Origin of the sequence: Streptococcus sanguinis (assembly GCF_050223295.1) — a bacterium.
Lineage (GTDB): Bacteria > Bacillota > Bacilli > Lactobacillales > Streptococcaceae > Streptococcus > Streptococcus sanguinis_X.
In genome coordinates this window covers 1,199,438-1,225,889 of record NZ_CP071424.1, presented here as the reverse complement: position 1 = coordinate 1,225,889, position 26,452 = coordinate 1,199,438, and the positions used below count along the sequence as shown (strand labels likewise).

The window sequence follows — 26,452 nt, the reverse complement described above, 5'->3', positions numbered from 1 at the left end:
AAGAATGAAATTTGTTGGAATTGTAGGATCAAACTACGAACAATCGTATAATCGAAAATTATTGGAATTCATCCGCCGTCAGTTCAAAATTAAATTTGAATTGGAAGTCTTAGAAATCGATGAAGTCCCAATGTTTAACCAAGATGAAAAATGGGATGAAAGTTTCCAATTGCGGTATTTGTATAACAAAATCACACGTGCAGACGGTGTCATTATCGCAACCCCTGAGCACAATCATACTATCAGCGCTCCTTTGAAGAGTGTCTTAGAATGGCTCTCTTACGAGGTTCATCCTTTCGAAAACAAGCCTGTCATGATCGTCGGTGCTTCTTACTATGACCAAGGAACTTCTCGTGCTCAAGTTCACCTGCGTAAAATCCTAGACGCCCCTGGTGTCAATGCTTACACTCTTCCAGGCAATGAGTTCTTGCTGGGCAAAGCCAAGGAAGCTTTTGACAATGATGGTAATATCACCAACGAAGGAACGGTGAATTTCCTTGAAACATGCTTAGATAACTTTATCAAATATGTAGAGGTCGTTTCAAAATTGAAAAAACCAAAACCAATTGAACCTGAAGACTTAGACTGCGGAAAACCAATCGCTACGACAATTACAGAAGTTGATCCAGATGATCCAGAATGGGTGGAAAAAGTCGCTGAAATCACTGGCGCTGTTTCAGGAGATACTTATGTCAAACTTGACCATGGTATCTTGACCGTTAACCAGATTGATATGTTCTTGAAAGCTATGCCATTTGAATTGACATACGCTGACGATAACAACCAATTCCTTTACTACAACAACGCCCACCAAGATCCAGATACTATGTTTGCTAAACGTGTGCCACCTCAATCAGGTAGCCGCATGTCAACCGTTCATGGTTCTCTTCCACCAGCTCGGATGAAAAATGTAGAGTGGGTTATCGGAACACTTCGCAACGGAAACCAAGAATACGTACGTACAATCGTCCCAGGTTCACCTGCAGGCGTTATCAATACCCACAACTACCAAGCTATGTACTATCCTGACGGATCATACGCAGGTATCAATGAAATCGTCTTTAATTTCCAACCATGGCTCGACTGGTACTTAAAAGAAACTGGTCAACGTTTGGTTGGAGGCAGCGGACCATTTGCTCCTGCCGGAGGTCATGGAGACGCAGACGCTACTTCTGGTGCTTCTGATGCCGGAGGTGATGGCGATGGAGGTCACGGAGGCGGAGGAGCCGATGCGACATCAGGTGCTAGCGCTTAATTACCTTACAAACTAAAAAGAATGGATCATAAGTCCATTCTTTTTCGCTTTATTTCATTTCTTTAAAAGCTGCTTCTGCATCAGCATTACTGATAGCACCAAACTGAATTTTACCGATTTTCCCTTGACTGTCAATGAGAATTTCAGTTGGGATGCTACGAATTTGATAGGCTTGGAAAATTTCTCCTGAAGTGTCAAATAGAACTGGTACATCTTTATAACCTTGTTCTTGAAACCATTTTGGAAATTCCTCGACTGATTTCTCTCCTTGGAGACCTGGTGCTACAACTGTCAAGATTTCAAAATCACGATCTGTTTTACCAGCCAATTCAACCAATTCTGGCATACTCTTCTTACAAGGTCCACACCAAGAAGCCCAGAATTTTAGATAAACCTTCTTGCCTTTATAGTCAGAAAGTTTGACAGTTTTTCCATCCATAGACTGCAGAGTAAAGTCGGGAGCCTCTTGACCGACAGCTGCTTGGGTGACTGTACTTGTCTGAGCGGTCTCACTAGACGAGCTGCTGGCTGTGGGCATAGTCATAGGCTTCTCTTCCTGTTCCGAACAGGCTGCCAAAAAGGCCACAACTGACACAGTTGCTAATAATGTAACGATTTTTTTCATATTTCTTTCTCCTTTTATCCAAAAAGTCCAGACAGGGCGTTGAGCTGTCCTAGCATCAGCAGAATTCCCATCAGAATAATCAGGGCTCCGCCGATTTTCTTCATCAGGCCCATATAAGGATTGATTTTATTAAAATACTGCATAACAAAGCTAGATGCCAAAGCTAAGATTAAGAAAGGCAGGGCCATTCCTAAGGTGTAAATCAAGGTCAAAATTGCTCCCTGAAAAGCACCATTCCCACCTGAAGCTGCTAAGGCTAAGACTGAGCTGAGAATCGGACCGATGCAAGGAGTCCAACCAAAGCTAAAGGTAATCCCCAGTAAGAATGCAGACCAAAAATGATGTTTCTGACCGTTCTTTTTGAAAGTCAAACTCTTTTGAATCTGTAATTGGCGAATGTTAATAAGCTCCATCTGATGCAGACCTAGCAGAATAATGAGACCACCCATCACATAACGAAAGGTCGGACTGTAAATAATAGTTCCTAAAAATCCAGCCCCAAAGCCTAGCAAAAAGAAGACCGTCGAGATGCCCGCAATGAAAAAGAGTGTCCTAACCATACCCTGCCAAGCAAGCTCTCGACCAAATACTTTCAGGGTCTTGACCTCCTTGTCATCCAACAAAATACCAATATAAACCGGCAATAATGGAAAGATACAAGGGGAAAAGAAGGACAAAATACCAGCTAAAAAAACTGAAACAAAAAATAAAGGTGACTCCATATACTCTCCTCTAACTCCTTACCTAGAATATTCATTCACTTATTATTATAAATGAATCTTATAGATTTTTCACAAATCCGCTACGGTAATTTTCTGGTAAACATAATGTAGCTCGGAAAAGAGAAAAATTCGCTTGATGAACAGCAAAATCAGTACTCTTTTTCAAACAGTAAAAAGCCGGAGAAAATTCTACCGGCTTGAATATTTTAAAACTTAATAGACCTAATCATCTGTAACTAGCGGCAAATAAAGACTAATCTGGGTAAATTTATCTGGTTCAGAATCGATTTCCATATGGTAGTCGTCCCCGAACTGCAATCTTAAGCGTTGATCAACATTTTTCAGACCGACACCACCTAAGCGAAGGAAAGTCGCATCCATAGAGGCTTTGACATCAAAGCCACGGCCGTTATCATAGATAGACAATATCAGCTGTCTTTCTTCTGCTGCTGACGTCACCCGAATCACGCCTTGTCGGTCAATTTCCTTGATGCCATGGTAGATGGCATTTTCGACCAAAGGCTGAAGTACCAGCTTGGGCAGTTTATAATCAGCTATGGATTCATCCTCTTCAATCTCATATTGGAGCTTGTCACCATAGCGCTGCTTCTGGATAAAGAGATACTGACGAACGTGATCAATCTCATCTTTGAGAGCAATCTGTTCGTGTCCTTGATTGAGCGCCAAACGGAAATACTGAGCGAGTGACTTTGTTACCTCAACAACACGTTTGCTGTCATTAAACTCAGCCATCCAGACAATAGTATCCAAGGTATTATAAAGGAAATGGGGATTGATTTGAGCTGAGAGAGCTCGAAGCTCATAGCGTCGGACATTTTGTTCTTCAGTCTTGACAGCTTCCATTAGTTGTTCAATTTGGTCCAGCATTTTATTGAACTGCTGAGCCAAGTCAACCAACTCTGGAGAACCTTTAGCTTCCGCTCGCAGATTTGAGTCACCTGCCCCAATCTTCAGAATGACTGCTTGTAGATTCTGGAGAGGCTTAATCCACAAACGCAGGACAAACCAAATACCAATCAAGCACAGCAGGAGTGCTAAAACGCCCATTCCCACAAAAGAATAAAGCATTTGTGACTGAAGCATCTGTAATTGCTCCAATGAGGCAACGCCAATTAAAGTCCAGTCACTATCTGGAATATCAATCTGGTAGACAAAAGCCTGTTTCTGATCTGCGTAACCTTCCTTGACCGAGATATAGGACTGCATAGCTTTCATTTCCTGACTGGAGGAGTAAACACTTTTCTTAGGATGATAGACAAATTCATGCTGGCTATTGACAATAAAGCTAAAGCCCTTCTTTCCTAGCTGAAGCCGATCCAGATAGGCTTTGAGACTCTTATAGCCGATATCCAGACGCAAAACACCGAGATTCTGTCCTGCTTCATCCACTACTTCCTGAGTGACAGAAACAACCCACTTCTCCTTCTCAGATGACAGAGATTCTTTCCGAGCAGGTGTCAAGACAGGCATGGCTCTGGTATGGACAGCTTCCTGATACCATTTTTCATTCATCATATCAGAAGATGTCTGCATGCTGATTTGCGAATCTGTCGAGACCACGCGTCCGTCCTTGGTAACCAATACTGCCGACACCAAATCCGGATCAGTCTCAATGATGGTTTTCATCAAAGCCTGAACTGACGTTTCGCTGCTTTCTTGATTCTGAGCAAACTTACGAATCATTTCTTCCTTGCTCAGTGTGGAGGTGGTTTGTTTTAATTTCTGCAAATAGGAAGCAATGAACTGCCCGCTTTGCTCCATGCTATTGCGCGTCGTCCGCTCTGTCAGCTGCCGAATAGTTCCCGAGCTAGTCTGATAGTAAAGACTCCCAACAAATCCCAAGAGGAAAAGAATCAGCAGAAAAATATAGACAATCAACTGGATAAGAAGCGGATATCGTTTCATTTCTCCTCTCCTTTTTTAAACTGCCTAGGTGTCAACCCAACCACCTGCTTGAAGCGCTGAGAAAAATAGTTCATATCTTCAAAACCTACCTGCTCTGCTATTTCATAAATCTTCAAATCTGTAGTCAGGAGTAAGAGTTTTGCTTTTTTCATCCGCGCTTGAATCAGATAATCCTGAAAGGGCAAGCCTAATTCTTTTTTGATAAGAACACTTAGGTAGGACGGACTAAAACCCAATTGAAAAGCCAAACTTTTCAGGCTTAACTCTGAATCAGCAAGACGCGCATGAATAGCCTCTTCCAACTCAGAGCGCTGCCCCTGATCAACCAAGTTTTGAATTTGGGCTTTTCTACGTTCCTTATCAAGTTTGGTCTGCACCTTGGCCAACATCTCCTCAACATCATCCTTGGAAAAGGGCTTGAGAAGATAGTCATCTGCACCTAGCTTAATAGCCATCCGAGCATAGTCAAAATCATCATAGCCCGTCAGAAAAACGATATGGCACTTAGGAGCCTGGTCCCTGACTAGCTTGGCCAGTTCGAGGCCGTTCATCTGTGGCATGTTGATGTCGGTCAGCAGGATATCAGCAGGATTTTCCTGAAATTTCTGCCAAGCTTCTCTTCCATTTTCAGCCTGGGCAATGACTTGCATGCCAAACTGTTCATAGTCTACCAAGGACGCAATCCCCTGTCTTACCAGATACTCATCCTCTACAATCATAATTGAATACACCAGATTCAACTCCTTATTTTTACTGGATTTATTATAGCAAATTTTCAATCAAAATGCTCTTAAACATAATCCAAAAGATAACCGTAGCCCTTCTCCTCCATTTCAGCTTTGGGAATGAACTTGATTGACAAACTATTAATACAATAGCGTAAGCCGCCCTTGTCCTTAGGACCGTCTGTGAAAACATGGCCCAGATGTGAATTTCCAACCCGACTGCGAACTTCTGTTCGAGTCATATTGAAGCTCTTATCTTCTTTGTAAGTCGCAACATCTGGACTGATAGGACGTGTGAAACTCGGCCAACCGCAGCCTGAGTCAAACTTATCCTTTGATGAAAAGAGTGGCTCGCCTGTCACCACATCCACATAGATACCAGCATCGAACTTATCCCAGTAGCGGTTAGAAAAGGCCCGCTCTGTGTCATTCTTTTGTGTGACTGCGTATTCTTCAGGAGAGAGCTTAGCCTTAATCTCTTCATCGCTAGGCTTAGGATAGCGACTAGCTTCAATAACAGGGTAGGCAGCTTGATTGACATCGATATGGCAATATCCATTAGGATTCTTTTTTAGGTAATCCTGATGATAATCTTCTGCCTTGATAAAGTTTTTTAGAGCTTCTTTTTCGACGGCCAAAGGCTTATCATATTTCTTAGCAACCTCATCAAAGACCTGGTTAATAGTCTCAAGATCAGCTTCATCCTTATAATAAACACCTGTCCGGTACTGAGTACCCTGATCATTTCCCTGCTTGTTTTTAGAAGTTGGATCAATGATGCGGAAATAATGCAGCAGAATTTCTTTGAGAGAGATTTTTTTGGCATTGTAAGTAATGTGAACAGTCTCAGCGTGACCAGTTTGAGAGACCAATTCATACTTGGTCGTGTCGCCCTTACCATTTGCATAGCCGGACTCAGCATCAATGACACCCGGCACGCGAGAAAAGTACTCTTCTACTCCCCAGAAACAGCCGCCTGCCAGATAAATCTCCCGCTTATCTTCTTCCTTGACATCTTCTTGCTTTTGTTGGGATACAGCTTCTGTCTTGCTCATAGAGGCTTTCTTGATCTGCTCAGGAGAAGATTGCTTACCATTACCCACAATCACATAGACCAGTCCAAAGCAGACAAGCAAGCCAAGCAGAACCAGAAGAATCTTCCATTTTCCTTCCATGCTAACTTCTCCTTTCTATTTGATTTCTTTTAGTGTTTTCTCAATATCTTCCTTGCTCATATAGCCAATATGCGTCTTGGCAAGAGAACCATCACTGCCTACGAAAAGAGCAGATGGATAGGATCGAATACCATATTCTTTCAGCAATTCTCCCTTGGTGTCCATGAGAACTGGGAAGTCTTTGTAATCCAAAGACTTGTACCATTCCTTGAAATCATCAGCAGACTTTTCTCCATTAAAAGTCGGAGACACAACAGACAGGACAACATAATCTTTTCCTGACTGCTCCTTAGCCAAATCATTAGTATCACCAAGAGTGGATAGACAGATAGAGCACCAAGAAGCCCAAAACTTTAGGTATACTTTCTTGCCTTTGAAATCAGACAGCTTGTAGGTCTTGCCGTCCACTCCTTGCAGACTAAAGTCCTTGGCCATCTTGGTAGATTGCCCAGAATCTGCTTTTGTTTGCATATTGCTTTTATCACTTTTAGAAATTTCCGAGTTCATTTTCTGATTTGAACAGGCCCCCAATAAGCCGATACAAAGCAGACTGACAGTCAATATTGATAACTTCTTCATCGTTTTCTTTCCTTTCAAAATAAGGAGAAAGCCGACAAAACTGACGACTTTCTTTCCTATGGTGGAATTCTTATTTGTCAGATGACATTTCGGATGAATCTTTCATGTCATCCTTCATGCTCGAATCGCTTGATTTCATATCATCTTTCATGTCAGACTTACTGTCGGACATCATAGAAGAGTCCTTCATGTCATCCTTTTTCATTTTATCATCAGACATGCTGGAGTCTTTCATATCCTCTTTCTTCATGTCGTCTTTTTTCATGTCCTCTTTCTTCATCATGCTGCTGTCATCCGTCTTCTTCATATCAGAATCTGACTTTTGATTAGAGCAGGCAGCTAGGACAAAGATACTAAGTGCAGCGATTGTAAGTGTAGTGATTTTTTTCATGATGTGTCTCCTTTAATTATATAATTTTTATCCAAATAATGATGCTAAAGCGTTTAGATTTCCAAGCATCAGCAAAATTCCCATGAGAATGATGAGTGCTCCGCCGATTTTCTTAAGCGTTCCCATATAAGGTTTGAGTTTTGCAAAGCGCTTTACTACCCAGCCGGAAGCCAAAGCCATAGCTAGAAAAGGAAGGGCTAATCCAAATGTATAAACCAACATCAGCAAGCCTCCCTGAAGAGCGCCGTTACCTCCAGAAGCTGCAATTGCTAAAACAGAACTCAGAACAGGTCCCACACAGGGCGTCCAACCAAAGCTAAAGGTAATCCCCAAGAGAAAAGCGTTAAGAAAGTCACTTCTTTTACTATTCTTTTTAAGTTGGATGCTCTTTTGCTTTTGCAGCTGCTGGATATTAATGATTCCCATCTGATGGATTCCCAGTAGAATGACAATCCCACCAAGAACGTAGCGAAACCAAGGGGCATAGAGGACTTGCCCCAAAGCACCAGCTCCATAGCCCAAAACTAAGAATACAGTTGATAAGCCAGCTATAAAGCAGAGAGTCTTAGCTAGACCATACCAGGAAATATCTTTTCCCATAAACCGAACCGTTTTCGGCTGATCCGAATCCAGCAAAATCCCCACATAGACTGGCATAAGTGGTAAAATACAGGGCGAGAAAAAAGATAGAATCCCCGCCAGAAAAACAGAAATAAAGAACAAAAAACTTGTTGCCATTTCAAAAACCTCTCTATCAATTTCTGACTCTAGTATAAAATAAAAATCCCCCTAAAAATAGGGAGATAGATTTGAAAAAACTTGAATTTGATGTTATCTTTGCTAAATCAGGCGTTAAAAATGTTTATCACTTATTGTGGATTTATGTTAAGTTGAGAGTAAATGTAAAAGTGCTTCCTAGGCCATACTGGCTTTCGACCGTTATTTCCCCACCCAGCTGATGAGCCAACTCACGTGCAATAGCAAGGCCCAGACCATGCCCACCTGTCTTCATATTTCGAGAAGTTTCCACACGGTAAAGGCGTTTAAAAATCTTATCCAAATTCTCAGGAGAAATACCCCGTCCCTCATCCTTCACACTGATTGTCAAGATTTGCTCAGTTAACTGAGCCACGATCTCAATTTTAGTCCCAGGGTCGGAGTATTTAAAGGCATTATTTAGCAAGTTGAGCAAAATACGGGAAAGTTTATCGTAATGGCTCTTAATTTTCGCTGACTCGGGAGACACTTGAATGTAGATATCCCGCTCCTCCCGCTCAATCAATAGTTGAAATTCACTCATGACCTCAATCAATAGCTGGTCTAGAAAGACTATTTCAGCTTCTCCATCTGATTCTATTTGAGGCTGGGCATTAAGAGTCAAAATATCCAATTCTTCCACCAATTTATTCAAACGCTCTGTCTGACGGCTAATCGTGGTCAAGTAATGAATCTGCTCCTCTTCTTCAATCACTCCATCTAAAATCCCCTCCACAGTCGCCTGAATAGAGGTAATGGGAGTTTTAATATCGTGAGAAAGCTGGGCAATCATCATTCCTTTTTCTCGTTCACTTTCATCAAGCGACTCAAACGTTTCTTGCAAATTATGCGACATATCGTTAAAAGCCTGACCCAACTCTTGAAATTCGATAGGGCCCTTGGAGTCAATCTCTGTACTAAAATCCTTGTCAGCTATATTCTGAGCCTGTTTTTTCAAATGCCAAAGGGAAGAAAATACTGGCGATAAAAGAAAGAGACTGACTGCCGCTCCTATAAAACTAGCAATCAATGTCATTCCAACTAGGAAATAAATCTCGCTTTTTACAATCAACATTCGCTGGACTGCCCAGAAAACGAGTAAAATCGTTAGTAGGCTAGAAATTAGGTACCCTACTAGAATGTAACTTTTTAATTTCATTTTCCACCTCGTGATCTTTCCATTTTATACCCAAGACCCCAGACAGTTTTGATGGCAGGAGTGTTTGAACTGGCATACTTGGTCAATTCCTGTCTCAGAGCATGGATATGAACATTAAGTGTATTGGTATCATCTACGAAGTCTTCCTGCCACACCTTCTCGTAAAGCTCCGTCTTTGAAAAAACTCTCTCAGGATTACTAGCTAAAATCCAAAGCAGTTCAAAGGACTTCACTGTTAATTCCAACAAACACTCCCCGATACGAGCCTCATGAACCACATGATTCATCATCAAGTCACCGAGCTCAATTTGTTCGATCTCACCTCCACGATGAAGTCGGCGCAAAATATTATTGACTCTTAGAACTAGCTCGCGTGGACTAAAAGGTTTGGCTATAAAATCATCTGCTCCTAAGCTCAACCCGTAAATTTTGTCTTGCTCGCTGGTCTTAGCCGTTGTAAAAAGAAAAGGTTGATCAGGTACTATATACTGAACCTCACTGATAAAGTCATAGCCGTCCATATTTGGCATCATAATATCCGTGATGATCAGGTCAACAGATTTCTTTCGGAAAAGATCTAACCCCTCCACGCCATCTCGAGCCACTAAAACATGGTAGCCATCCTGCATAAGATAGCGCTTTTGAATATCTAGAATATCCATCTCATCATCAACGAGTAAAATTGTCTTTCCCATTTGCCAATCTCCTGATAAAAACAGTGTTATACTGGCTTTAGTATAACACTATTTTTAGTAATTTTTAAATGATTTGAACCTTAATCTTTTTGTTTTTCTTTCAAACCTAGAAGGCTAAGAATTCCTGCCAAGGCTAGCCCGAAGAAACCAATTGTTGCTGTAGAAGTCTGGGCTTCACCAGTTTTTGGTAACGAAGGCTTATCATTTTTTTTCACCATATCTGCCATCGGATTAGAAGTGGGATGTTTCTCCTTCAGATCAGCTGTATGGTGATCCACTTCTTTCATACCCTTAGCTGTACTCATAGAATCTGTTGTAGAAGGTTTCACATTCATTTGTTCTTGTTGATATGGTTGTGCAGACATTTCTTTTCCATACAGCCGAATTATTACTTGGCGAGTTGCGATAAGATTAGTCAAATCTGGTTTACCATCTTTAGCACCATAGACTTTGACAGTCGCTTGGTAATCATGAGTGCCATTAATACGAAGTTGGTCAAGAAGGGCTTGCCCGTCTTTACCTGTAGTATTGCCGTTCAAATCCACTTCGTAGAAGTATTGACCTTTTGCCAAGCCTTCAAGCGGCAATAGAGCAGGATTTTTAGCCGAACCATTATCTGACCATGGGGCTTTGTCTGAGGCTTTTAACAAGAGGCGAGTCAACATACCATCTCCACCGAAAGCTTCATACGGAATAACTTGATTAACACCTGCCAAGAATGGACCAGGAACGTTTGCTTTTTCTAAATAGCTGGCCGGAACGTCTACTGAGTCCTTGGTATTTTCTTCGACTCCTTTTCTAACTTCATCTGGAGTCTTTACCGATTGAGAAGTAGCCGCTTCACGATCTTGGTTTGAAACTTCAACAAGAGTTGCCTCCGGTTTAGCTTCTTCTTTTTGATTGCTAACTTCTGCCATAGTCTGTTCTTCTTTTGGTTTTACCATTTCTTCCTTAGGAGATAGGCTAGACTTATCTAGAGAAATAGTTTCATCAACCTCTTCCTTAGGAGCTGACTGATTTGCAGGTAGAGCCGAATCCATTTCTTCTTTTAAAACTGTCTCTGGCAACTTATTCTTTTCTAATAATGACGAATCTTCTTGAAGAACTTTAGTAGGAGTTGAGGTGAGATCATCTGCATGTACGGTATTTGTTTGACCAACTAGCAAAAAGAAACCACTGGCAACAACAACGGAAGCCACACCCACGCTTAAACGACGAATTGACCAGCGGGTATATTTTTGATTTGAATTGAATTTCATAAGATTCTCCTTTAGGTTTGTTTTTTTATGACTTTAGTATAATCTCCTGAGATTAAAAATGGTTAAGAAAAAGTTAAAATTTTTCTTAAATCTATCTTATAAAATGATTATATTGTCCTATTGCTCATAAAAAAACAGCTTGAATTTCTTCGCTATAAATTCCCTACTATAATTGACAATGAGTCAAAAAAATCCACCACATTGTGGCGGATGTTATCTATTAGCTCTCCATCTCAAAACGCTCACTCTTCTGCTTGTTTGGCAAAAAGAGAGAAAGTAGAATTCCAACTAGAGCTGGCACCAACCAAAGCAATGAAGCCTGAGCAAATGGAAGGGCATTTACCTTATCACTTACCCAAGCGATATGGAACTGCTGCCCAAGAATACCCGCAAAGGAAATCAGAGTCACTGCTGCCACCGTCAATTGCATACCGATTTTGGACAGTGGCAAGAATTTATTGACGATGACAATCAGCACGATAACGATGGTAATCGGATAGAGAATCTGCAAGACCGGACCAGAATATTGGATAATGGCATTGAGACCAAGATTAGCAATCGCAAAACCAATTAATGTAAAGACCGTGGCGTACACTTTATAGGATACTTTAGGGAAAGTTTTATGGAAAAATTCCCCAGTCGATACAATTAGACCAGCTGTTGTGGTGAAACAAGTTACAGTAACCATAGCCGCAAGAAAAATCTGTGCGGTAGGTCCAAAGATAGCTTGGGTTGCTTGAGAAAGCACGTAAACACCAGCATTCCCTTTAGAAATAACTTGGGAAGGAACTGGGAAATGATTACCCAAATAAGCTAAACCAATGTACATGGCACTAAAAGCTAGTGCCACCACTATGCCAACGACCCAAATAGTTGAAACATACTCCTTTTTATTCTTGAAGCCTAGCTGATTTAGAGTCGTTACTGCAATAACGCTGAAAGCCACTGAAGCCAAGGCGTCCAAAGTATTATAACCTTCCAAGAAGCCCCGTCCAAAAGCTGACGCAGAATAAGCTTGCGAAGCCTGCTGAGGAACATTTGAGCCGTATTTCAAAGCCCCTAGGATGACTAAAATGATGATCAAAACTGCAAAGACAGGCGTCAGAATACGTCCAATCCGATCCAAAATCTTAGATGGATTCAAAGAAATCAGGTAAGCAGCCGCAAAGTAAAGTGTCGTGAAAACAATCAATCCGATACCGGTCATATTTTTAGACATCATAGGAGCAATACCAACTTCATAGGCCACCGTCGCTGTCCGCGGAATAGCAAAGAAAGGCCCAATTGACAGATACAAGGCTACAAGATAGACAATAGCAAACCAAGGCACAATCTTCTGAGAAATCTCGTGAATATAGCCCTTAGGATTGAGCGTTCCGATAATCAAAGTCAGAACAGCAAGTCCAACCCCAGACAGGACAAATCCTGCAATAGCTGGCCAAAAATGCTGACCAGATAATGTTCCAAGTGAAGGCGGGAAGATCAAGTTTCCAGCACCGAAAAATATTCCAAATAAGAGCAAGCCTGTCAAGGCACCTTTTTTAATCACGGGAATCTCCTTTAAATTTTTTCATGCTTTATCATTATATACGTAAATAGCCCGCTCCGCAACACTTTTAACTTTTCACGGTAAGTTAGTTTAAAAAACGAAATAAATCGAAATATTTTTGAAGATTTTTAGCAAAATCATCACTTTTCCACAGATTTAAGGCTTATTTTAAATTATTTTAGAATAATACAAATAAATTTGTTTTAAATCGTATTTATACAACTTCATTATTACCTATCTTTTTAAAAGTTTCCTTTCTTTAAATATATATGCTCTACTGTTGCTGAATGCGAGAAAAATACAATATTGTACATCCTGATCCAAAACAAAATAAAAGAGATTTTTCATAGTAAAAAGGTTGAGACATCCTATCTCAACATTTTAAAAATGGCTATAAATCATTTAGCAATCTTTACACATCGCTAAATCTTCTGTACTTAATTTCGAATTCAAAGAAGTTCTTCTCTTGCAGCATATGGAAAATATCTCGATAAGCCTCCTCATCAAAATGATGTCCCAAATACAAGATTTCAAAGCTTAACCCTTCATATTCCAGAAAGGCATTGGTCGTTCGAAAGCCATTACGCTTATAGAAGTCCATACGAGCTTGACGTTGCTCTAAATTGTCACATTCTTCATCGACACGTTCCACCTCTAGAACCATGGTTTTTTGATAAAACTCTGTCAATTTATGAATAATCTCTCCCCCATAACCATGGCTGCGAAGGTGCGGCATAATCGCAAAAAAGCTAACGTAGAACATTTTTTCGTTATAAACTGCAAAAGCAAAACCAACGAATTCTTCCTCATTGTAGAAGGCAAAGAAATGAGACCGCTTATCGTTTGTATAACGAAGAAATTCGCTGATAGGTACCCTTTCCTCTATAGGAAAAGCCTCGCGGTTTAAAGCCTCAACCTTATCCAAATCAGGAAATTCTGCTGTAATAATTTGACTCGTTAAAGACATTGCTACCTCACTTTGCTTAATATTCTAGCAGTTGTCAAAAAATTTAGCAAGCATTATCAAGCTTCTTCCGCCTTTTTAGAAAATTGGCTTTGATAGAGGTCATAATAAAATACTTTATCAGCCAAGAGACTCTCATGATTTCCTTGCTCGATAATCTGACCATCCTTGAGCACCAAAATTTTATCCGCTTCCTGAATGGTCGACAACCGGTGAGCAATGACAAAACTGGTCCGCCCCTGCATGAGTGTTTTCATGGCCTTCTGAATCAAGAGCTCCAGCCGTGTATCGACAGATGAGGTCGCTTCATCCAAAATCAAAATCTTAGGATTAGCCAAAAGAGCCCTCGCAATCGTAAGCAACTGCTTCTGACCAAGCGAGATATTGCTGGATTCTTGGTTCATTTCCATGTTGTAGCCGCCTGGCAATGTCCGAATAAAGTGGTCCACATTAGCTGCCTTGGCCGCTTCTACAATTTCTTCATCAGTGGCTTGCAGATTGCCAAAACGAAGATTTTCCTTGATAGTCCCCTCATAAAGCCAAGCATCCTGCAGCACCATACCAAACTGTTTGCGATAGTCCTGGCGGGATAAATGGCGAATATCGTGTCCATCAACTGTAATCGCTCCTTTAGACACATCGTAGAAACGCATAAGCAAATTAATCAGCGTGGTCTTACCAGCACCAGTTGGACCAACAATGGCGACCATTTCACCTGGTTTGACTTCCAGATTGAAATTCCGAATGAGCGGCTTATCTGCCACATACTGGAAGTCCACATCCTTGAAGCTAACCTGACCTGTCAAATCTTGCTCCAGCTTTTCTGTCCTATCATTGACTTCGTCTGCTTCGTCCAGTACTTGGAAAATCCGATCTAAAGAAGACTTGGCACTCTGCAGCTGACCAGCCAGCTGAGTCAGGCTTTGAATGGGCTGGTTAATCTGCCAGACATACTGAACAAAAGCCTGCATATTCCCGACTGTCAAGCGCCCAGCAATAACCTGAAGGCCGCCCAGCAGAGCCAGCAAGAGGTAGGTCAGATCTGAAATAACATTCAAAACAGGCATCATCAAACCAGAGATAAAGCTGGCCTTAAAACCTACTTTTTGCAGATTTTGCGTAATTTGACGAAAATCCTCCTGAGAGCTTTCTTCTCTGACATAGAGCTTCAAGATATTAAAGCCTGTCAGATTTTCCTGAACAAAGCCATTCATAGCTCCCAGTGCATCTGCCTGCTGTTTAAAGTAAGGCTGGGATTTCTTCACAATAAAGCGAGCACTGAGGTAGGTAATCGGAATCGAGATTACCACAATTACTCCCAGTTGCAGATTGAGCACCAATACCATGACGATAACCAAGATCAGAGTAAAGACTGCGTTGATAACCTGCAGAAAGGACTGCTGCAAGGCATTTGAAACAGCTTCGACATCGCTGGTAAAACGCCCCAGCAAGTCACCAAACTGATGTTTGTCAAAGTAAGAAACGGGGATACGATTAATCTTATGACTAAGTTCATTGCGCAAGTCACGAATGGTAGCCTGCACTGCATTGGTCATAAAGTAATTAGAATAGTAAGAACCGATTTCATAAATAATCGCCCGCACAAAATACAAGACCATGACCCAGCCAACATAGGACACATTAATCTGGGCGCCAGCCACACCTTTAGCCATATCCAGCAGATTATTTGTCAACTCTGTAATGGCTAAGCCTAATACAAAGGGCTCGACGACGCTCATAACGACGCTGAGGATTTTGAGGAAGATGGCAAAGGCGACTGCAAATTTATAAACTTTTAGGTAGCTCCATAGACGAGCAAAACTTGATGTGTTTTTCATGTCAGTCTCCTTTCTATTCCTCTGTCAAAGCTTGATTTTTCAGCTGAGAATCAGCAATTTCACGATAGATATCATTGGTTTCCATCAGCTCTTCATGCTTCCCGCGTCCGACGATTTCCCCCTGATCCAGAACAATAATTTGGTCAGCGTCCATGATAGTTCCCACCCGTTGAGCCACAATCAGCACTGTTGCCTGACCAGTCACTTCCTTGAGACGACGACGCAGCACCGCATCCGTCTTATAATCCAGAGCAGAAAAAGAGTCGTCGAAGATATAAATTTCCGGCTTTTTGACTACCGCGCGAGCGATAGAGAGCCGCTGCTTCTGCCCACCGGATAGATTGCTGCCTCCCTCAGCCAGATGAGTCTCAAAACGCTCTTCCCGGCTCTCGATAAAGTCTTTGGCTTGAGCAACATCAGCCGCCTGACTAAGCTCTTCCTGGCTGGCTTCTTCCTTTCCGTAGCGTAGGTTCTCCGCGATGGTTCCGGTAAATAGCAGAGCCTTTTGCGGGATAAAGCCAATCTTCTGACGCAAAGCCTTCAGATTGTATTCACGGACGTCCACACCGTCCACTAAAATCTTACCTAGTGTTACATCGTAAAAGCGCGGAATCAGCTGTACCAGTGTAGACTTACCAGAACCAGTTGAACCAATAAAGGCAATAGTCTCACCCGGCTTAGCCTTGAAGGAAATATTATGCAGTACAGGACTCTCCGTCTCACCTGGATAAGCGAAGGTTACATTGTCGAACTCCAGATAACCCTGCGTATCTGTCTCGGTTATACCATCTTCATTAGGATTGATGGAAATGGGCATGTCCATGACTTCCTTGAGCCGCTGGCTCGATACCTCTGTCCGCGGATACATGGTAAAGAGATTGGCCAAGAAGAGGAAGGACAGCAGGGCGTGAAAGCTGTATTCGATAAAGGCAACGAGATTTCCGATTTCAAGACTGCCGTCCCGCAAAGGATCGAGGGCAAACCAGACAATGGCCACAATCATCGCAATAATAATCTGCACAAAGAGTGGCTCTGTCAGACCAGTCAGCTTAAAGAGCTTATTGGAGTTTTGCGCATAGACCTCATTTTCGTCAGCAAAACGCTTCTCTTGAAATTCCTCCCGTGCAAAAGCTCGAATAACGCGCAGACCAGTCAGATTTTCCCTTACGTACTGATTAATCTTATCAAGGGTCTTCTGCTGCTTTTCAGACAGGGGCTTGGTTTTAACCGCTACATAAATGACCACGACAGCCAAGAAAGGCACTGAAACAGCTACAATCCAGGCAAGAGACGGACTGGTCAAGAAAATCATGAGAATACTGGACAGCATCATCATGGGAGTAATGACACCCATTTTCAGGGTTTGCTCTGCAAACTGCATGAGAATAAAAGCATCTGAAGTCAAGCGCGTGACTAATGAAGACACACCGATTTGCTCATACTCATGATGAGAATACTCTTGCAGCTTGGCATAGAGATCATTGCGCATGTCCTGCACCATGGTCGTCGTTAGCTTTCCAGCCGCATAAGCCAGAACGATTCGTCCCAGCACTCCTAAGATAATAACGCCAAACATGACCCAAGCCCAGAAAAAGAGCCGATCTGTCTGCTTAGGATTAATTCCCTCATCAATCATCCGAGCCAGCACCGTTGGCAACCCTAGATTGACAATCACAAAAAAGATTGCCGCCACAAAGTCCAAGACCAGCCACTTAGGATATCTCTTCAAATAAGACCAAATGTATAACATAACTCCTCCTTCACCATCTATTCAAAAATAACTCACTCTAAAGCAACCATGTGCTTTGAAAATACAGAAAAGAGCGCGCAAATGCACGCCTTAATACAAATATTATATCAAAAATATGAAGGAGGGTAAAGGTCATTTCAGACTTTTTTCTGCTTATCATCAGCCTCATAAATGACTGTCAGAAGCAAACTTCCTGAAAGCAGACCAGCTACAGTTTTAATTGCTTGACTTATATAGAAAAACAAACCTAGTTTTCACTAGGTTTGTAATTTCTCATCTGCAAGAAGGTCTGAGCCTGAGAGTAATTCAAGCTCTGCCCTAACATTTCAGACTTGGAACTTTGCAGATTATTTGACAGCTCAAACCAATCACTTCTGGTTTTCAAAGATTGATGTTCTGAAATCTTTAGTCTGATCAAGGTAAGCTTTAAAGACTGCTTTTTTCAGCTTGTGGACAGCACTGTCATGTTCTGGTTTATAGCCGCTCCAAGAATACCAATTGTCATTTGCATCTTTGAGAACTGCTTCATCCATCAAGGTTTGCAACTCTTCTACAGTACTTATAGTCTTGGTAGCATAACTTGTCCATGGTTGTCTTGTATCATCAAATGTGACCTTGTTCAGACTGTCGAACTTGTTTTTACGTTCTTCATACATAGCCTTCTTAAACTCAGTCCAACTATTAAATTGATCGTTGAAGACCTTGCGTAAAACCAAGTCATCTGTTACCAGACCTCTGGTCTTACCATAGATACTGATGGTTTTCCCATTTTGCTTGGCATCATCTTCATATTGATTAGAGATGTAAGGGACCATACCATCTTTAAAGCCTTTGGCTGCCAGAAGTTCATAAGCCATACGGCGTCCCATAAGATCTCCAGGCGTTCCTTTTTCGCTACTTAATGCCGAATAAATCGGAGAGAAGAGCTTAATCGTATGGTAGCCGTTTCTTTCTACATCACCATTTTTGTACTCACGCGCTGAAAGGATATCATTTTCAATGAGACTGTCGAATGAATTTAATTTTTGCGCATCCGCCATTGTAATATTTTTTATCACATTCGTTGCGTAAACATCATTTCCATCAGCATCTCGGGCATATTTATTCTCGACTTTTCTCAGAGCGTTCACTTTCTGGACATCAGACAGACGGTTCACGATTGACATCCCTTCTAGGTACTCCAACATATAAATGACATCAAACATGTTATGAACATAGTTTTTCAGATCATCCGCATTTTGGAAACGTTTAGTTGGATCCAAGACTTGCAAACGAGATTTTTCAGTTACATCATTCTTGTCATATTTGAGAATTGAGTTGACCGTGATTGTCGCATCATCTGGATGATCCGGCGACTGCAACAAGCCCTTGGCGAAGAATTCAGGACCAAGTCCGCTTCTTCTTCCATATCCTCCTAAATAGATCTCATTATCAGAATCATGCGTCATTTCATGGGTATAGGTAATGGCTCCGTCCTTGTCCAACATACGATAACCCATATAGTAAACACCGTCACCAGTAGCGTAAGCTCCATGCTTGTTGTGCACGACCTTGTTTCCAACAGGTCCAAAGAAATACTTCATAGCTGGATTAGAACTGTCAAATTGTGCCTCCGCTGTAGCTTTGCCAACAGTAGTGTCATCACCGAACTTATAGGCATCATAGACCAAGATATTTCGATAAAGCTTTTCACGGCCCTGCTCGTCTAATATTCTATACCAATAATCATAATGGTCGCGTTGACGTTTTGCAGTTTCCTGAGCATTATCCTCAACAAACTTATTGAGTTCTGCCCCTGCTCTGTGCTCATTATTTCTATATCTGTCATAGGCACCAAAACCAAGACTGGATATAGTCGATATGACAAAGACTGATCTTTCAGGCATTGTCAGCAAAGGTAGGACCATATTTCGGTATTTCCAAGTGTCGCTAGTAATTCGATCATATACCCCGATAGAATACTTGCTGCCAGCTTGTTCTTGTTTGACCCTCACCTCATCAATAGCTGATTTTTCTTCAACGATATAAGCCTTGGTTTGCTCTTTGAACCATTGATTATTTGTTTTGTTTGGTAAAAATACCTCTCGATAATTGGCAAGCGTGCTGAACAAATCTTTTGTTGCATTATTGTTTGCAAGGCTGATGCTATAGGCATCTACGTTGTTCTTAGCCAGAAGATTGTTAAAGCCAGATTTACCTAATTCAATGATTGTGTCTAGCGGCGATACGTTGCCCTTACCAAAGAAATCCATATGATACATGACTAAGTCTTTGATATTCACGTCACCATATTTAAAGTTATACCAGCGTTCTAAATAAGTCAAACCTAGAAGCAAGGCTTCCTTGTTGCGTTTGATTTTATCAACGACGTAACCATTAATCGTTTGATTTTCGCTGGCAATGACTGCATCTGCAGACAAAAGTTTTTCCAGTGTATTTGCTAGATTTTCCTTCGTTTTAGTGAACTGCTCTTCTAAGTATAATTCCGTCAGTGAAACGCCTGAAGAAATACCTAGGGTGTTTCTGATAGCATCTGACTGATAATCGACTGCTTTCAAATCAGGCAAAACTTCATTGATGATCGAACTATGACTATGCAAGAATTGATTAGGCGTATAGATGAGACCTGTATCTCCCACACGGTATTCTGCTAACTTACTAAAGTCAGATTGGTAGGTGATATCTAGTTTTTCAGATGAATGATCCTTATAGTGCAGCAAGAGCTTATTAGCTGCCTCTTTATGCAAAGCGATATCTGTAATCACTTCATTATCCTTCATCATGAATGCAGATAAGACTTCTTTTTCAAACAAAGCGTTATCTTCTTTTACCAGATTACCGTATTTTACAATGGTTGCCTTATTATAAAATGGCAGCAATTTTTCAATATTCTTATATGCTAAAGCTCGACTGGCTTGATAGTCTTCAACCTTAGAAAAATCACTTTCTTTATTGCTGCTAGTCAGCAAATTTTCAACAGCCGGTACAGAAAGAGAGTTAATTTCAGATTTCTTACTTGCGATTTGAGAAGCATCAAGGATTGTTCCTCTCTCTTCGAGAGATTCCTTGGTGACAACCTCATCCTTTTCAAGAGTCACTTTGTAGACTCTGTTGTCTTTGTTGCTAAATGAGTCAGTTATCCTCATCCCTTTATAGTGATAGCCACTAATCGCATTCCCGTTCATAACGTTGACATCACTAAGAACATTATGCAATCTTCCAGCATGTCTCTCTTCGTTAGAGTCTCTATCCCACAAGTAGCCAGCAATACCAGCAACACTTCCAAAGCGCTTCACATTATTAATCTGGCCCTCGGCATAACTATTGCTGATAAGCGCATCTTTCTCGACAAGACCTGCAAGGCCGCCGACAGTTTGGTTTGTGCTATCCGCATTTGACGAGATGGTAATCGTAGCTTTTGATTTGTCGACCAGTGCATTGATGCCAGTCAGTTGACCTATCAATCCTCCGATATTGTATGGAGACCTCGTTTCATAGGAGTTGACAATTCTTCCCTTGAAACTGCTGTTCGTAATCTTAGAATTATCAGTCTTCCACACCAAGCCACCAATGCCACGTTCACCAGCCAGAACACCGTCTACATGGACATTGTTAATCCTTGTTGCATTATTCGCTTCATTTGCAAGGGCCCCAATGTCAGATTTCCCTGAGATATTTACATCTTTAAGAGCCAGATTTTCTACAGTAGCTCCACTCAAAGTGTCAAATAAAGGCTTCTTCAAATTATAAATAGCATAATTTTTTCCGTCTTTGCTGCCAAAGAGCTTACCTATAAATCTGCCCTTTATATAACTGCTAGCGCCATTTTCTAGTTCGACCTCATTGGCATTCAGACTAGCACTTAAATAATAAGTTCCACCAAGATCATTATTTATAGCTTGAACCAAATTACTAAAGGAAGTAAAGTTTGTGACTTCTTTCGCTGCCTTTTTAGCTAAATAGAAAGTAAAATTGTCCTCGTACTTATTGTTGATATCCTGTTTTAATTTTTCAGCACTTGCAGTAATTTTATAAACTGGTTGGCCATCTTTCGTGCTATCGACTATTGAAGAAATCGGCAAGAAAACATCTTTAAATTTAGAAGATTTTACTTTCACGAAATAATTCTCTTGATTGCTTGGAACTGCATCCAGAGAAACGTGCTGCTTGTACTTCCCATCCGTTAGACTATACAACTCCACATCAGATACATTTCTTAACTCGATATTCTTTTCTGGTTCTTGTTTCTGCTCTTTCAGCTCTTGAACTTTTTCAGCAGGATTTTCCGCTTCTGGCGCTGCTGGTTCGATGTTTCCAGTATACTCTTGCGGAGGCTCTACCTGCTCAGGCTCAACAATCGCTCCTGCTTGAGTTCCTGTGTATTCAGGTAATGAAGTAACTTGTTCGGGTTCGACGATTGCGCCGGATTGGATGCCTGTGTACTCTGGTAAGGGAGCGACTTGCTCGGGTGCTTCTACTGCACCGGATTGAACACCAGTGTATTCAGGTAATGGTGTGACTTGTTCGGGTGCTACTACTGCACCCGATTGAACACCGGTGTATTCAGGTAGCGGAGTCACTTGTTCAGGCTCAACTACCGCACCAGATTGAACACCAGTGTATTCAGGCAATGAAGTCACTTGCTCAGGTTCTACTATTGCCCCGGATTGAACTCCTCCAACCTCCGGTTCAATTTGTTCAGGCTCAACGATGGCTCCAGATAATGTACCTGTATACTCAGGTAAGGAAGCGACCTGCTCAGGCTCAACGATTGCACCGGATTGGACGCCTGTGTACTCTGGTAATGGTGCGACTTGCTCAGGTTGAACCAAGTTAGAAGCTACTGGTTTGTCGCTAGGCGCGTCAAGTTTTTTAGTCCCTTTTTCCACTATTTTAGGAGTCGCTTCCTCTATTTTAGTCGAAAGAACTCCCCTAGAAACTTCCGCATTATCTACAGTGAAAATCCGAACGACTTCGATTTTACGGCCTAGTTTGCCTTCTTGTTTTACTCTTACAGTCCCCTCGGCTAAATCCGGATTTTCTTGTATTTGTTCTCCAAAGGCTATCTCAGTTTCAACGGTCTCTTCTTTGTATAATAGTTCCGGCTTAGCTACTCGGCCAGACAAGACTTCATCTTGAGGCTCAATTGTATTGACGCCTAACGTTTGATTTTTCAGCCTATTCTTATCAAAAGAGACAGAATAATCTAGCTTCTTATTTTGGTTTAAAACTTCTTTATTTTCATTAGCATTCTGCTGATGATCAAGAATCTTATTGTCTAATAATTTCTTGATCGATTCATCTTTTATGTAGCCAACATAGGTATAGCCAGAGATTTCACTTGGTGACGGCAGACTATCCCCAGCCGACACTTGATATTCGGCATTATACTGCAGCAAGATCCCATTTTCCAGCGCATCGACAGATAGTATCAAACCTCCACCGACACTAGCCCCCACCAAAACAGTCAATAGGAACTTGCTTTGAACCTTTCTTTTTGACACAACAAAAACAAGCAATCCTATCGTCGTTAACAGACCAACCGTCATCATAGTATTGGAATTGTTGTCGCCTGTATTCGGTAAGGTTTTTGCTCCAGCATTTGGGTTTAACCTGTAGACAAGATAGTAGGTCTCCTCATAGCCTTCAGGCATTTTAGGAAATCCACTTACAATCAACTCCTTTTCTTGCGGAGTTATTTCAGTCTCTGTCACGTATTTATAGTGTACATTCAACTTTTCCTGCGCCTGAACAGAGTCAACCCCAATGATAGAAACAAAAAACAAACTAGAAATAGCAGCCGAAACAAGCCCGACAGCTAATTTCCTAAAAGCAAAACGAGTTTGCTTCTCCCCAAAAAACTTTTTCATTAAAATCCCTTTCAAATTATTCTAAAAAGAATAACAAATCCTTTAACCAGAGAATAAGCAACAGTAAGCCATTGCATTCATTCATCTGAATCCCCCTAACAAAAATTCCCTAATCTACAATCTCATATAACTTTTATCTTATTCATAATATCTCCTAAATCGCAATAATCTGTCTAAATTATATCATACAATCCTATTTTTTGTTAGCGTTTTTAACATAAAAATGATTTTTGGATACAAAAAAACCAAGTCTTTCGACTTGGTTGATTTCTATGATTGGAAACTCTATTATTTAAGAGTAACAATAACATACGTTACTCTGTGGGCGGTATAATTGGCTTTTTAGCCTTTACTCAGAGTTTGGCAGGAATTTTGGCATAAAATGGAATCTAGTCCTGCACTAATTACATTTTGGGTGATTTCTTCTGATACTGTTTTATCTAATGCATTAAACCAGTGACTATATGTATTTAAGGTTGTAGACTTATCAGCATGTCCCATTCGTCTTGCAACATATAATATATCTTTCTGCAAAACATTTATAAGATAGGAAGCATGGCTGTGTCGCAAACCTTTTCCTGTTATCACTGGTACTCCAACTTCTTTGGCTTTTCTCTTGATAATTCGACAAATTGTTGATTTACAAAATGGTTCACCAAATCGTGAAATGATGTAATCTGTATCTTGATTGGAAATTTGATTTTTTCGCCAGTTTTCCAATACTGATATTGTCACATCATCTAATTCAATAAGGCGTTCTCCAGCTGGTGTCTTGGTTTGGTCTTTACGGTACCAATTTCCATTTTCATCCTTTTCCAAGGTTGTATGAACCTTCAAGAATTTATGCTCAAAATCGACATCTTCCCACCATAACGATAAACCTTCACTCACACGAACACCTGTCATGTAATATAACCAAATAGTCGTGAATCTTTGTAACTCTTCGTAATCTTGTAAATCAAATGATTTAATAAAGTTCTGAAACTCAATATAAGTCCAAAATTGTGTATCAGGGTGCTTGCCTCTAGGATTATCTAACGCCTTGCATGGCATTGATGAAATATATCCTAATCTCTCAGCATAACCCATGCATGCCTTAAATCGTGACCATAAATTCTTCGCATAGTTTTCAGAGTAATGTTCAATAATATGTAATCTAAAAGATTCACAATCTCTAGCTGTTATCCCTTTTAAAGGTTTGGAGCCAAAATACTGAATAAATATCTTGTGATGTGGCAAAGCAGTTTTATATGTTACAGACTGAACCTTTTGCTTATAGGCTCTTAGATAAATGCTATTCATGTAACTTTCAAATGTTATATTGTAATTTTCAATACTAAGATTATTATTAAACTCATATCTGATTCGGACCAATTCATCATAAGCTTCTTTCATTGTACTAAATGGCTTACCATACTGATTCTTTCTAGCTTTCTTTTGAACACGTTTACCTGTTACAGGGTCAACACCAAGATCAGCTTGATAAAATATTTTACCATTCTTATCACAATAAACACCTTTGTACTTTTTTTGATTTTTTGTAGCCATCTTTAATTCTCACTTTCTAAACTTTCTTCAGAGAGTGAAATTCCGATTAGCTCTTCTACAATATCTTTAGGAGCAATACCAAGTCTTCTATTGTCAAAGGGCGATTTACTTAATTGTACCGCATTATGGTCAACTTTGCGAGCTTCTTCAAACTTTTTTACTGCTATTCTTTTTGCTTCTCTAATGATATTTCTTGCCGTATGCTCAGGAAAACCAATATTCATCAGGTTTTTATATGTTACTGTTTTCATACCTCCACTCCTATCAAAAAAATTTTTTCCTCCGTGGGTATGATTGGTTAAATCATTCATGGGCATTTCACCCGCTGTCCTTTTACGATGGCAGCCTGAACGGTCAGAAGTATCATTATAATTATTTGATTTCATGGCAAATAGGTTACCATCCTATTTTCTGTTTAAAATTTTATCGCTCATTTCATCGCGTAATAAACAGCTTGCTCCACAAATAAGAAAGTCCCACCTTGGTATATTCAATTGTCAATGGACATAATAAGGAGAAACTATTTTTTTATGATACGGTCAGGAAAATCAGATAACCCGAGCAAATAATCAATACTAACGCTATATAGATTTGAAAGTTTAATAAGAATTTCAGCAGATAAAATTCTTTCACCACGTTCTATTTTTGCATAGGCAGAATGTGTAAATGAAAGATATTCAGCCACTTGTTTTTGTGTGAGATCCCGATCTTCCCTTAAATCTCTTAAACGTTTATACATCTAGTTAACTCCTAAAAATAGTATATTTCACTTTTAGGAGATCTTTCTTTAATTGTCCTAATTGGACAATTATTTACAAAAATTCTAGATTTAAAATTTTTGAGACATTGTCAAGTCATGTGCAACAAGTTTGCAGATATCTTAGTATTCCATTGTTTAAGTTTTTTGGCTAACCCAAACTGAAATGTTGCTGTATTGTAATGATGAAGTCGTCTAGGTCTGTTATTGATAGCTGAAACATAACGAGTAAACTCTTCATCAGTTATTGGTTTAAGCGACTGTCTTTTTGGAAAAAATTCTCTGAGTAGACCATTGAAATTCTCATTTGTTCCACTTTCATGGGAAGAATATGGATGAGCAAAATTTATGTCGACACTTACTAAGTCGACCAAGAGACTAAACTCGGATTCGATATCTGATGTCATAGAAGTAATCGGGTACTGAAACAATAGTTATTTGACAGATTCATTAATCGTATCAGCTTGTTTATTAGGTAGCTTACACGCCAAGGCAAACGTGTTTGATGTTCAACTAGAATCAAGACAACAGCATCCCCTTTATTCTTCTTACCGAGAACCAAATCAATTTCCCAGTGTCCAAATTCAAAGCGATTGTTAACCATTTCTGGACGCTCCTCGATGGAATTTCCAAGGGACTTTTTATATGCCGTGGATTTAGACCGCTTTCTGATGATCACCATCTTTGGCAAATCGATTGGCTTAATGACAATAAGAACCAGCGCCAATTTAGCGATTGAATGTCGTTGTTGAAGGAATAGTTTATGTTGGATATTTCTCTTTGTATACGTGAATAAATGTATCCACACTATGACAACGAACAGTAGCTTTAACACCTTTTTCAAGCTCATCAAAGTGCGTGATGAACACTGGTCTAACTTCAGATACACACTATTTAATGTCTTAGGAC

20 protein-coding genes and 1 pseudogene are annotated in these 26,452 nt (G+C 40.5%); 1 reads left to right on the top strand and 20 read right to left on the bottom strand.

Translation table 11 applies throughout. The features are described from left to right. The first annotated feature begins 4 nt into the window (after positions 1-4). A complete protein-coding gene (locus J1C77_RS05940; protein ID WP_002921244.1) occupies positions 5-1,255 on the top strand; it encodes an NAD(P)H-dependent oxidoreductase in 1,251 nt (416 codons plus the stop codon). 49 nt (positions 1,256-1,304) lie between these two features. Here the strand turns inward: J1C77_RS05940 and sdbB are convergent, their stop codons facing one another. The 20 genes and pseudogenes from sdbB to J1C77_RS05840 all read right to left on the bottom strand — a co-directional run. After that, positions 1,305-1,880: a thiol-disulfide oxidoreductase-associated lipoprotein SdbB gene (gene sdbB / locus J1C77_RS05935; RefSeq protein WP_002921245.1), complete on the bottom strand. Its 576-nt coding sequence runs from the start codon at positions 1,878-1,880 to the stop codon at positions 1,305-1,307. A gap of 14 nt (positions 1,881-1,894) precedes the next feature. Next, entirely contained in the window at positions 1,895-2,602 is a 708-nt protein-coding gene (ccdA2, locus tag J1C77_RS05930) for a thiol-disulfide oxidoreductase-associated membrane protein CcdA2 (protein ID WP_002921246.1), read from the bottom strand. A 222-nt stretch (positions 2,603-2,824) separates the two neighbouring features. Then, positions 2,825-4,528 (bottom strand): cache domain-containing sensor histidine kinase, encoded by a 1,704-nt coding sequence (locus J1C77_RS05925; protein ID WP_002921247.1) that lies wholly within the window; start codon positions 4,526-4,528, stop codon positions 2,825-2,827. Next, complete coding sequence (locus tag J1C77_RS05920) at positions 4,525-5,259, bottom strand: response regulator transcription factor (RefSeq protein ID WP_042762853.1); 735 nt, start codon at positions 5,257-5,259, stop codon at positions 4,525-4,527. The genes J1C77_RS05925 and J1C77_RS05920 overlap by 4 nt, the downstream gene beginning before the upstream one ends. A gap of 59 nt (positions 5,260-5,318) precedes the next feature. Then, a complete protein-coding gene (gene msrB, locus J1C77_RS05915) occupies positions 5,319-6,428 on the bottom strand; it encodes a peptide-methionine (R)-S-oxide reductase MsrB (protein ID WP_002921249.1) in 1,110 nt (369 codons plus the stop codon). A gap of 15 nt (positions 6,429-6,443) precedes the next feature. Continuing rightward, the gene (locus tag J1C77_RS05910; RefSeq protein WP_002921250.1) at positions 6,444-7,007 is read right to left on the bottom strand and encodes a redoxin family protein; all 564 of its coding nucleotides are present in this window, start codon (positions 7,005-7,007) and stop codon (positions 6,444-6,446) included. Positions 7,008-7,077: 70 nt separating this feature from the next. Then, complete coding sequence (locus J1C77_RS05905; protein ID WP_002921252.1) at positions 7,078-7,398, bottom strand: hypothetical protein; 321 nt, start codon at positions 7,396-7,398, stop codon at positions 7,078-7,080. 27 nt (positions 7,399-7,425) lie between these two features. Next, on the bottom strand, positions 7,426-8,136 hold the full coding sequence (gene ccdA2, locus J1C77_RS05900; RefSeq protein WP_002921253.1) for a thiol-disulfide oxidoreductase-associated membrane protein CcdA2: 711 nt from the start codon (positions 8,134-8,136) through the stop codon (positions 7,426-7,428). A 142-nt stretch (positions 8,137-8,278) separates the two neighbouring features. Next, the gene (locus J1C77_RS05895; RefSeq protein ID WP_002921255.1) at positions 8,279-9,313 is read right to left on the bottom strand and encodes a HAMP domain-containing sensor histidine kinase; all 1,035 of its coding nucleotides are present in this window, start codon (positions 9,311-9,313) and stop codon (positions 8,279-8,281) included. Next, a complete protein-coding gene (locus tag J1C77_RS05890; protein WP_002921257.1) occupies positions 9,310-10,008 on the bottom strand; it encodes a response regulator transcription factor in 699 nt (232 codons plus the stop codon). The genes J1C77_RS05895 and J1C77_RS05890 overlap by 4 nt, the downstream gene beginning before the upstream one ends. 80 nt (positions 10,009-10,088) lie before the next feature. Next, entirely contained in the window at positions 10,089-11,267 is a 1,179-nt protein-coding gene (locus J1C77_RS05885; RefSeq protein ID WP_002921258.1) for a YSIRK signal domain/LPXTG anchor domain surface protein, read from the bottom strand. Positions 11,268-11,487: 220 nt separating this feature from the next. After that, positions 11,488-12,816 (bottom strand): branched-chain amino acid transport system II carrier protein, encoded by a 1,329-nt coding sequence (brnQ, locus tag J1C77_RS05880; RefSeq protein WP_002921260.1) that lies wholly within the window; start codon positions 12,814-12,816, stop codon positions 11,488-11,490. A gap of 412 nt (positions 12,817-13,228) precedes the next feature. Further along, positions 13,229-13,783 (bottom strand): GNAT family N-acetyltransferase, encoded by a 555-nt coding sequence (locus J1C77_RS05875; protein WP_002921262.1) that lies wholly within the window; start codon positions 13,781-13,783, stop codon positions 13,229-13,231. 56 nt (positions 13,784-13,839) lie between these two features. Next, positions 13,840-15,618, bottom strand: a complete 1,779-nt coding sequence (locus tag J1C77_RS05870; protein ID WP_002921265.1) for an ABC transporter ATP-binding protein — start codon at positions 15,616-15,618, stop codon at positions 13,840-13,842. A 13-nt stretch (positions 15,619-15,631) separates the two neighbouring features. Beyond that, positions 15,632-17,368, bottom strand: a complete 1,737-nt coding sequence (locus tag J1C77_RS05865; RefSeq protein ID WP_002921267.1) for an ABC transporter ATP-binding protein — start codon at positions 17,366-17,368, stop codon at positions 15,632-15,634. A 368-nt stretch (positions 17,369-17,736) separates the two neighbouring features. Beyond that, complete coding sequence (locus tag J1C77_RS05860) at positions 17,737-23,238, bottom strand: ZmpA/ZmpB/ZmpC family metallo-endopeptidase (RefSeq protein ID WP_049547698.1); 5,502 nt, start codon at positions 23,236-23,238, stop codon at positions 17,737-17,739. Between the two features lie 342 nt (positions 23,239-23,580). Further along, positions 23,581-24,786, bottom strand: coding sequence for a tyrosine-type recombinase/integrase (locus J1C77_RS05855; RefSeq protein ID WP_000201883.1), 1,206 nt, complete (start codon positions 24,784-24,786; stop codon positions 23,581-23,583). A gap of 2 nt (positions 24,787-24,788) precedes the next feature. Further along, complete coding sequence (locus tag J1C77_RS05850) at positions 24,789-25,037, bottom strand: DUF3173 family protein (protein WP_002921272.1); 249 nt, start codon at positions 25,035-25,037, stop codon at positions 24,789-24,791. Positions 25,038-25,306: 269 nt separating this feature from the next. Further along, entirely contained in the window at positions 25,307-25,525 is a 219-nt protein-coding gene (locus J1C77_RS05845; protein WP_000278092.1) for a helix-turn-helix domain-containing protein, read from the bottom strand. 110 nt (positions 25,526-25,635) lie between these two features. Further along, positions 25,636-26,435 (bottom strand): annotated as a pseudogene (locus J1C77_RS05840) (IS30 family transposase); the annotation flags it as partial. Between the last annotated feature and the right edge of the window lie 17 nt (positions 26,436-26,452).

Excerpts from the sequence above, each read along its gene's own strand:
- J1C77_RS05940 (WP_002921244.1), top strand. The coding sequence starts at position 5 with ATGAAATTTGTTGGAATTGTAGGATCAAACTACGAACAATCGTATAAT.
- sdbB (WP_002921245.1), bottom strand. The coding sequence starts at position 1,880 with ATGAAAAAAATCGTTACATTATTAGCAACTGTGTCAGTTGTGGCCTTT.
- ccdA2 (WP_002921246.1), bottom strand. The coding sequence starts at position 2,602 with ATGGAGTCACCTTTATTTTTTGTTTCAGTTTTTTTAGCTGGTATTTTG.
- J1C77_RS05925 (WP_002921247.1), bottom strand. The coding sequence starts at position 4,528 with ATGAAACGATATCCGCTTCTTATCCAGTTGATTGTCTATATTTTTCTG.
- msrB (WP_002921249.1), bottom strand. The coding sequence starts at position 6,428 with ATGGAAGGAAAATGGAAGATTCTTCTGGTTCTGCTTGGCTTGCTTGTC.
- J1C77_RS05910 (WP_002921250.1), bottom strand. The coding sequence starts at position 7,007 with ATGAAGAAGTTATCAATATTGACTGTCAGTCTGCTTTGTATCGGCTTA.
- J1C77_RS05905 (WP_002921252.1), bottom strand. The coding sequence starts at position 7,398 with ATGAAAAAAATCACTACACTTACAATCGCTGCACTTAGTATCTTTGTC.
- ccdA2 (WP_002921253.1), bottom strand. The coding sequence starts at position 8,136 with ATGGCAACAAGTTTTTTGTTCTTTATTTCTGTTTTTCTGGCGGGGATT.
- J1C77_RS05895 (WP_002921255.1), bottom strand. The coding sequence starts at position 9,313 with ATGAAATTAAAAAGTTACATTCTAGTAGGGTACCTAATTTCTAGCCTA.
- J1C77_RS05890 (WP_002921257.1), bottom strand. The coding sequence starts at position 10,008 with ATGGGAAAGACAATTTTACTCGTTGATGATGAGATGGATATTCTAGAT.
- J1C77_RS05885 (WP_002921258.1), bottom strand. The coding sequence starts at position 11,267 with ATGAAATTCAATTCAAATCAAAAATATACCCGCTGGTCAATTCGTCGT.
- J1C77_RS05875 (WP_002921262.1), bottom strand. The coding sequence starts at position 13,783 with ATGTCTTTAACGAGTCAAATTATTACAGCAGAATTTCCTGATTTGGAT.
- J1C77_RS05870 (WP_002921265.1), bottom strand. The coding sequence starts at position 15,618 with ATGAAAAACACATCAAGTTTTGCTCGTCTATGGAGCTACCTAAAAGTT.
- J1C77_RS05865 (WP_002921267.1), bottom strand. The coding sequence starts at position 17,368 with ATGTTATACATTTGGTCTTATTTGAAGAGATATCCTAAGTGGCTGGTC.
- J1C77_RS05860 (WP_049547698.1), bottom strand. The coding sequence starts at position 23,238 with ATGAAAAAGTTTTTTGGGGAGAAGCAAACTCGTTTTGCTTTTAGGAAA.
- J1C77_RS05855 (WP_000201883.1), bottom strand. The coding sequence starts at position 24,786 with ATGGCTACAAAAAATCAAAAAAAGTACAAAGGTGTTTATTGTGATAAG.
- J1C77_RS05850 (WP_002921272.1), bottom strand. The coding sequence starts at position 25,037 with ATGAAAACAGTAACATATAAAAACCTGATGAATATTGGTTTTCCTGAG.
- J1C77_RS05845 (WP_000278092.1), bottom strand. The coding sequence starts at position 25,525 with ATGTATAAACGTTTAAGAGATTTAAGGGAAGATCGGGATCTCACACAA.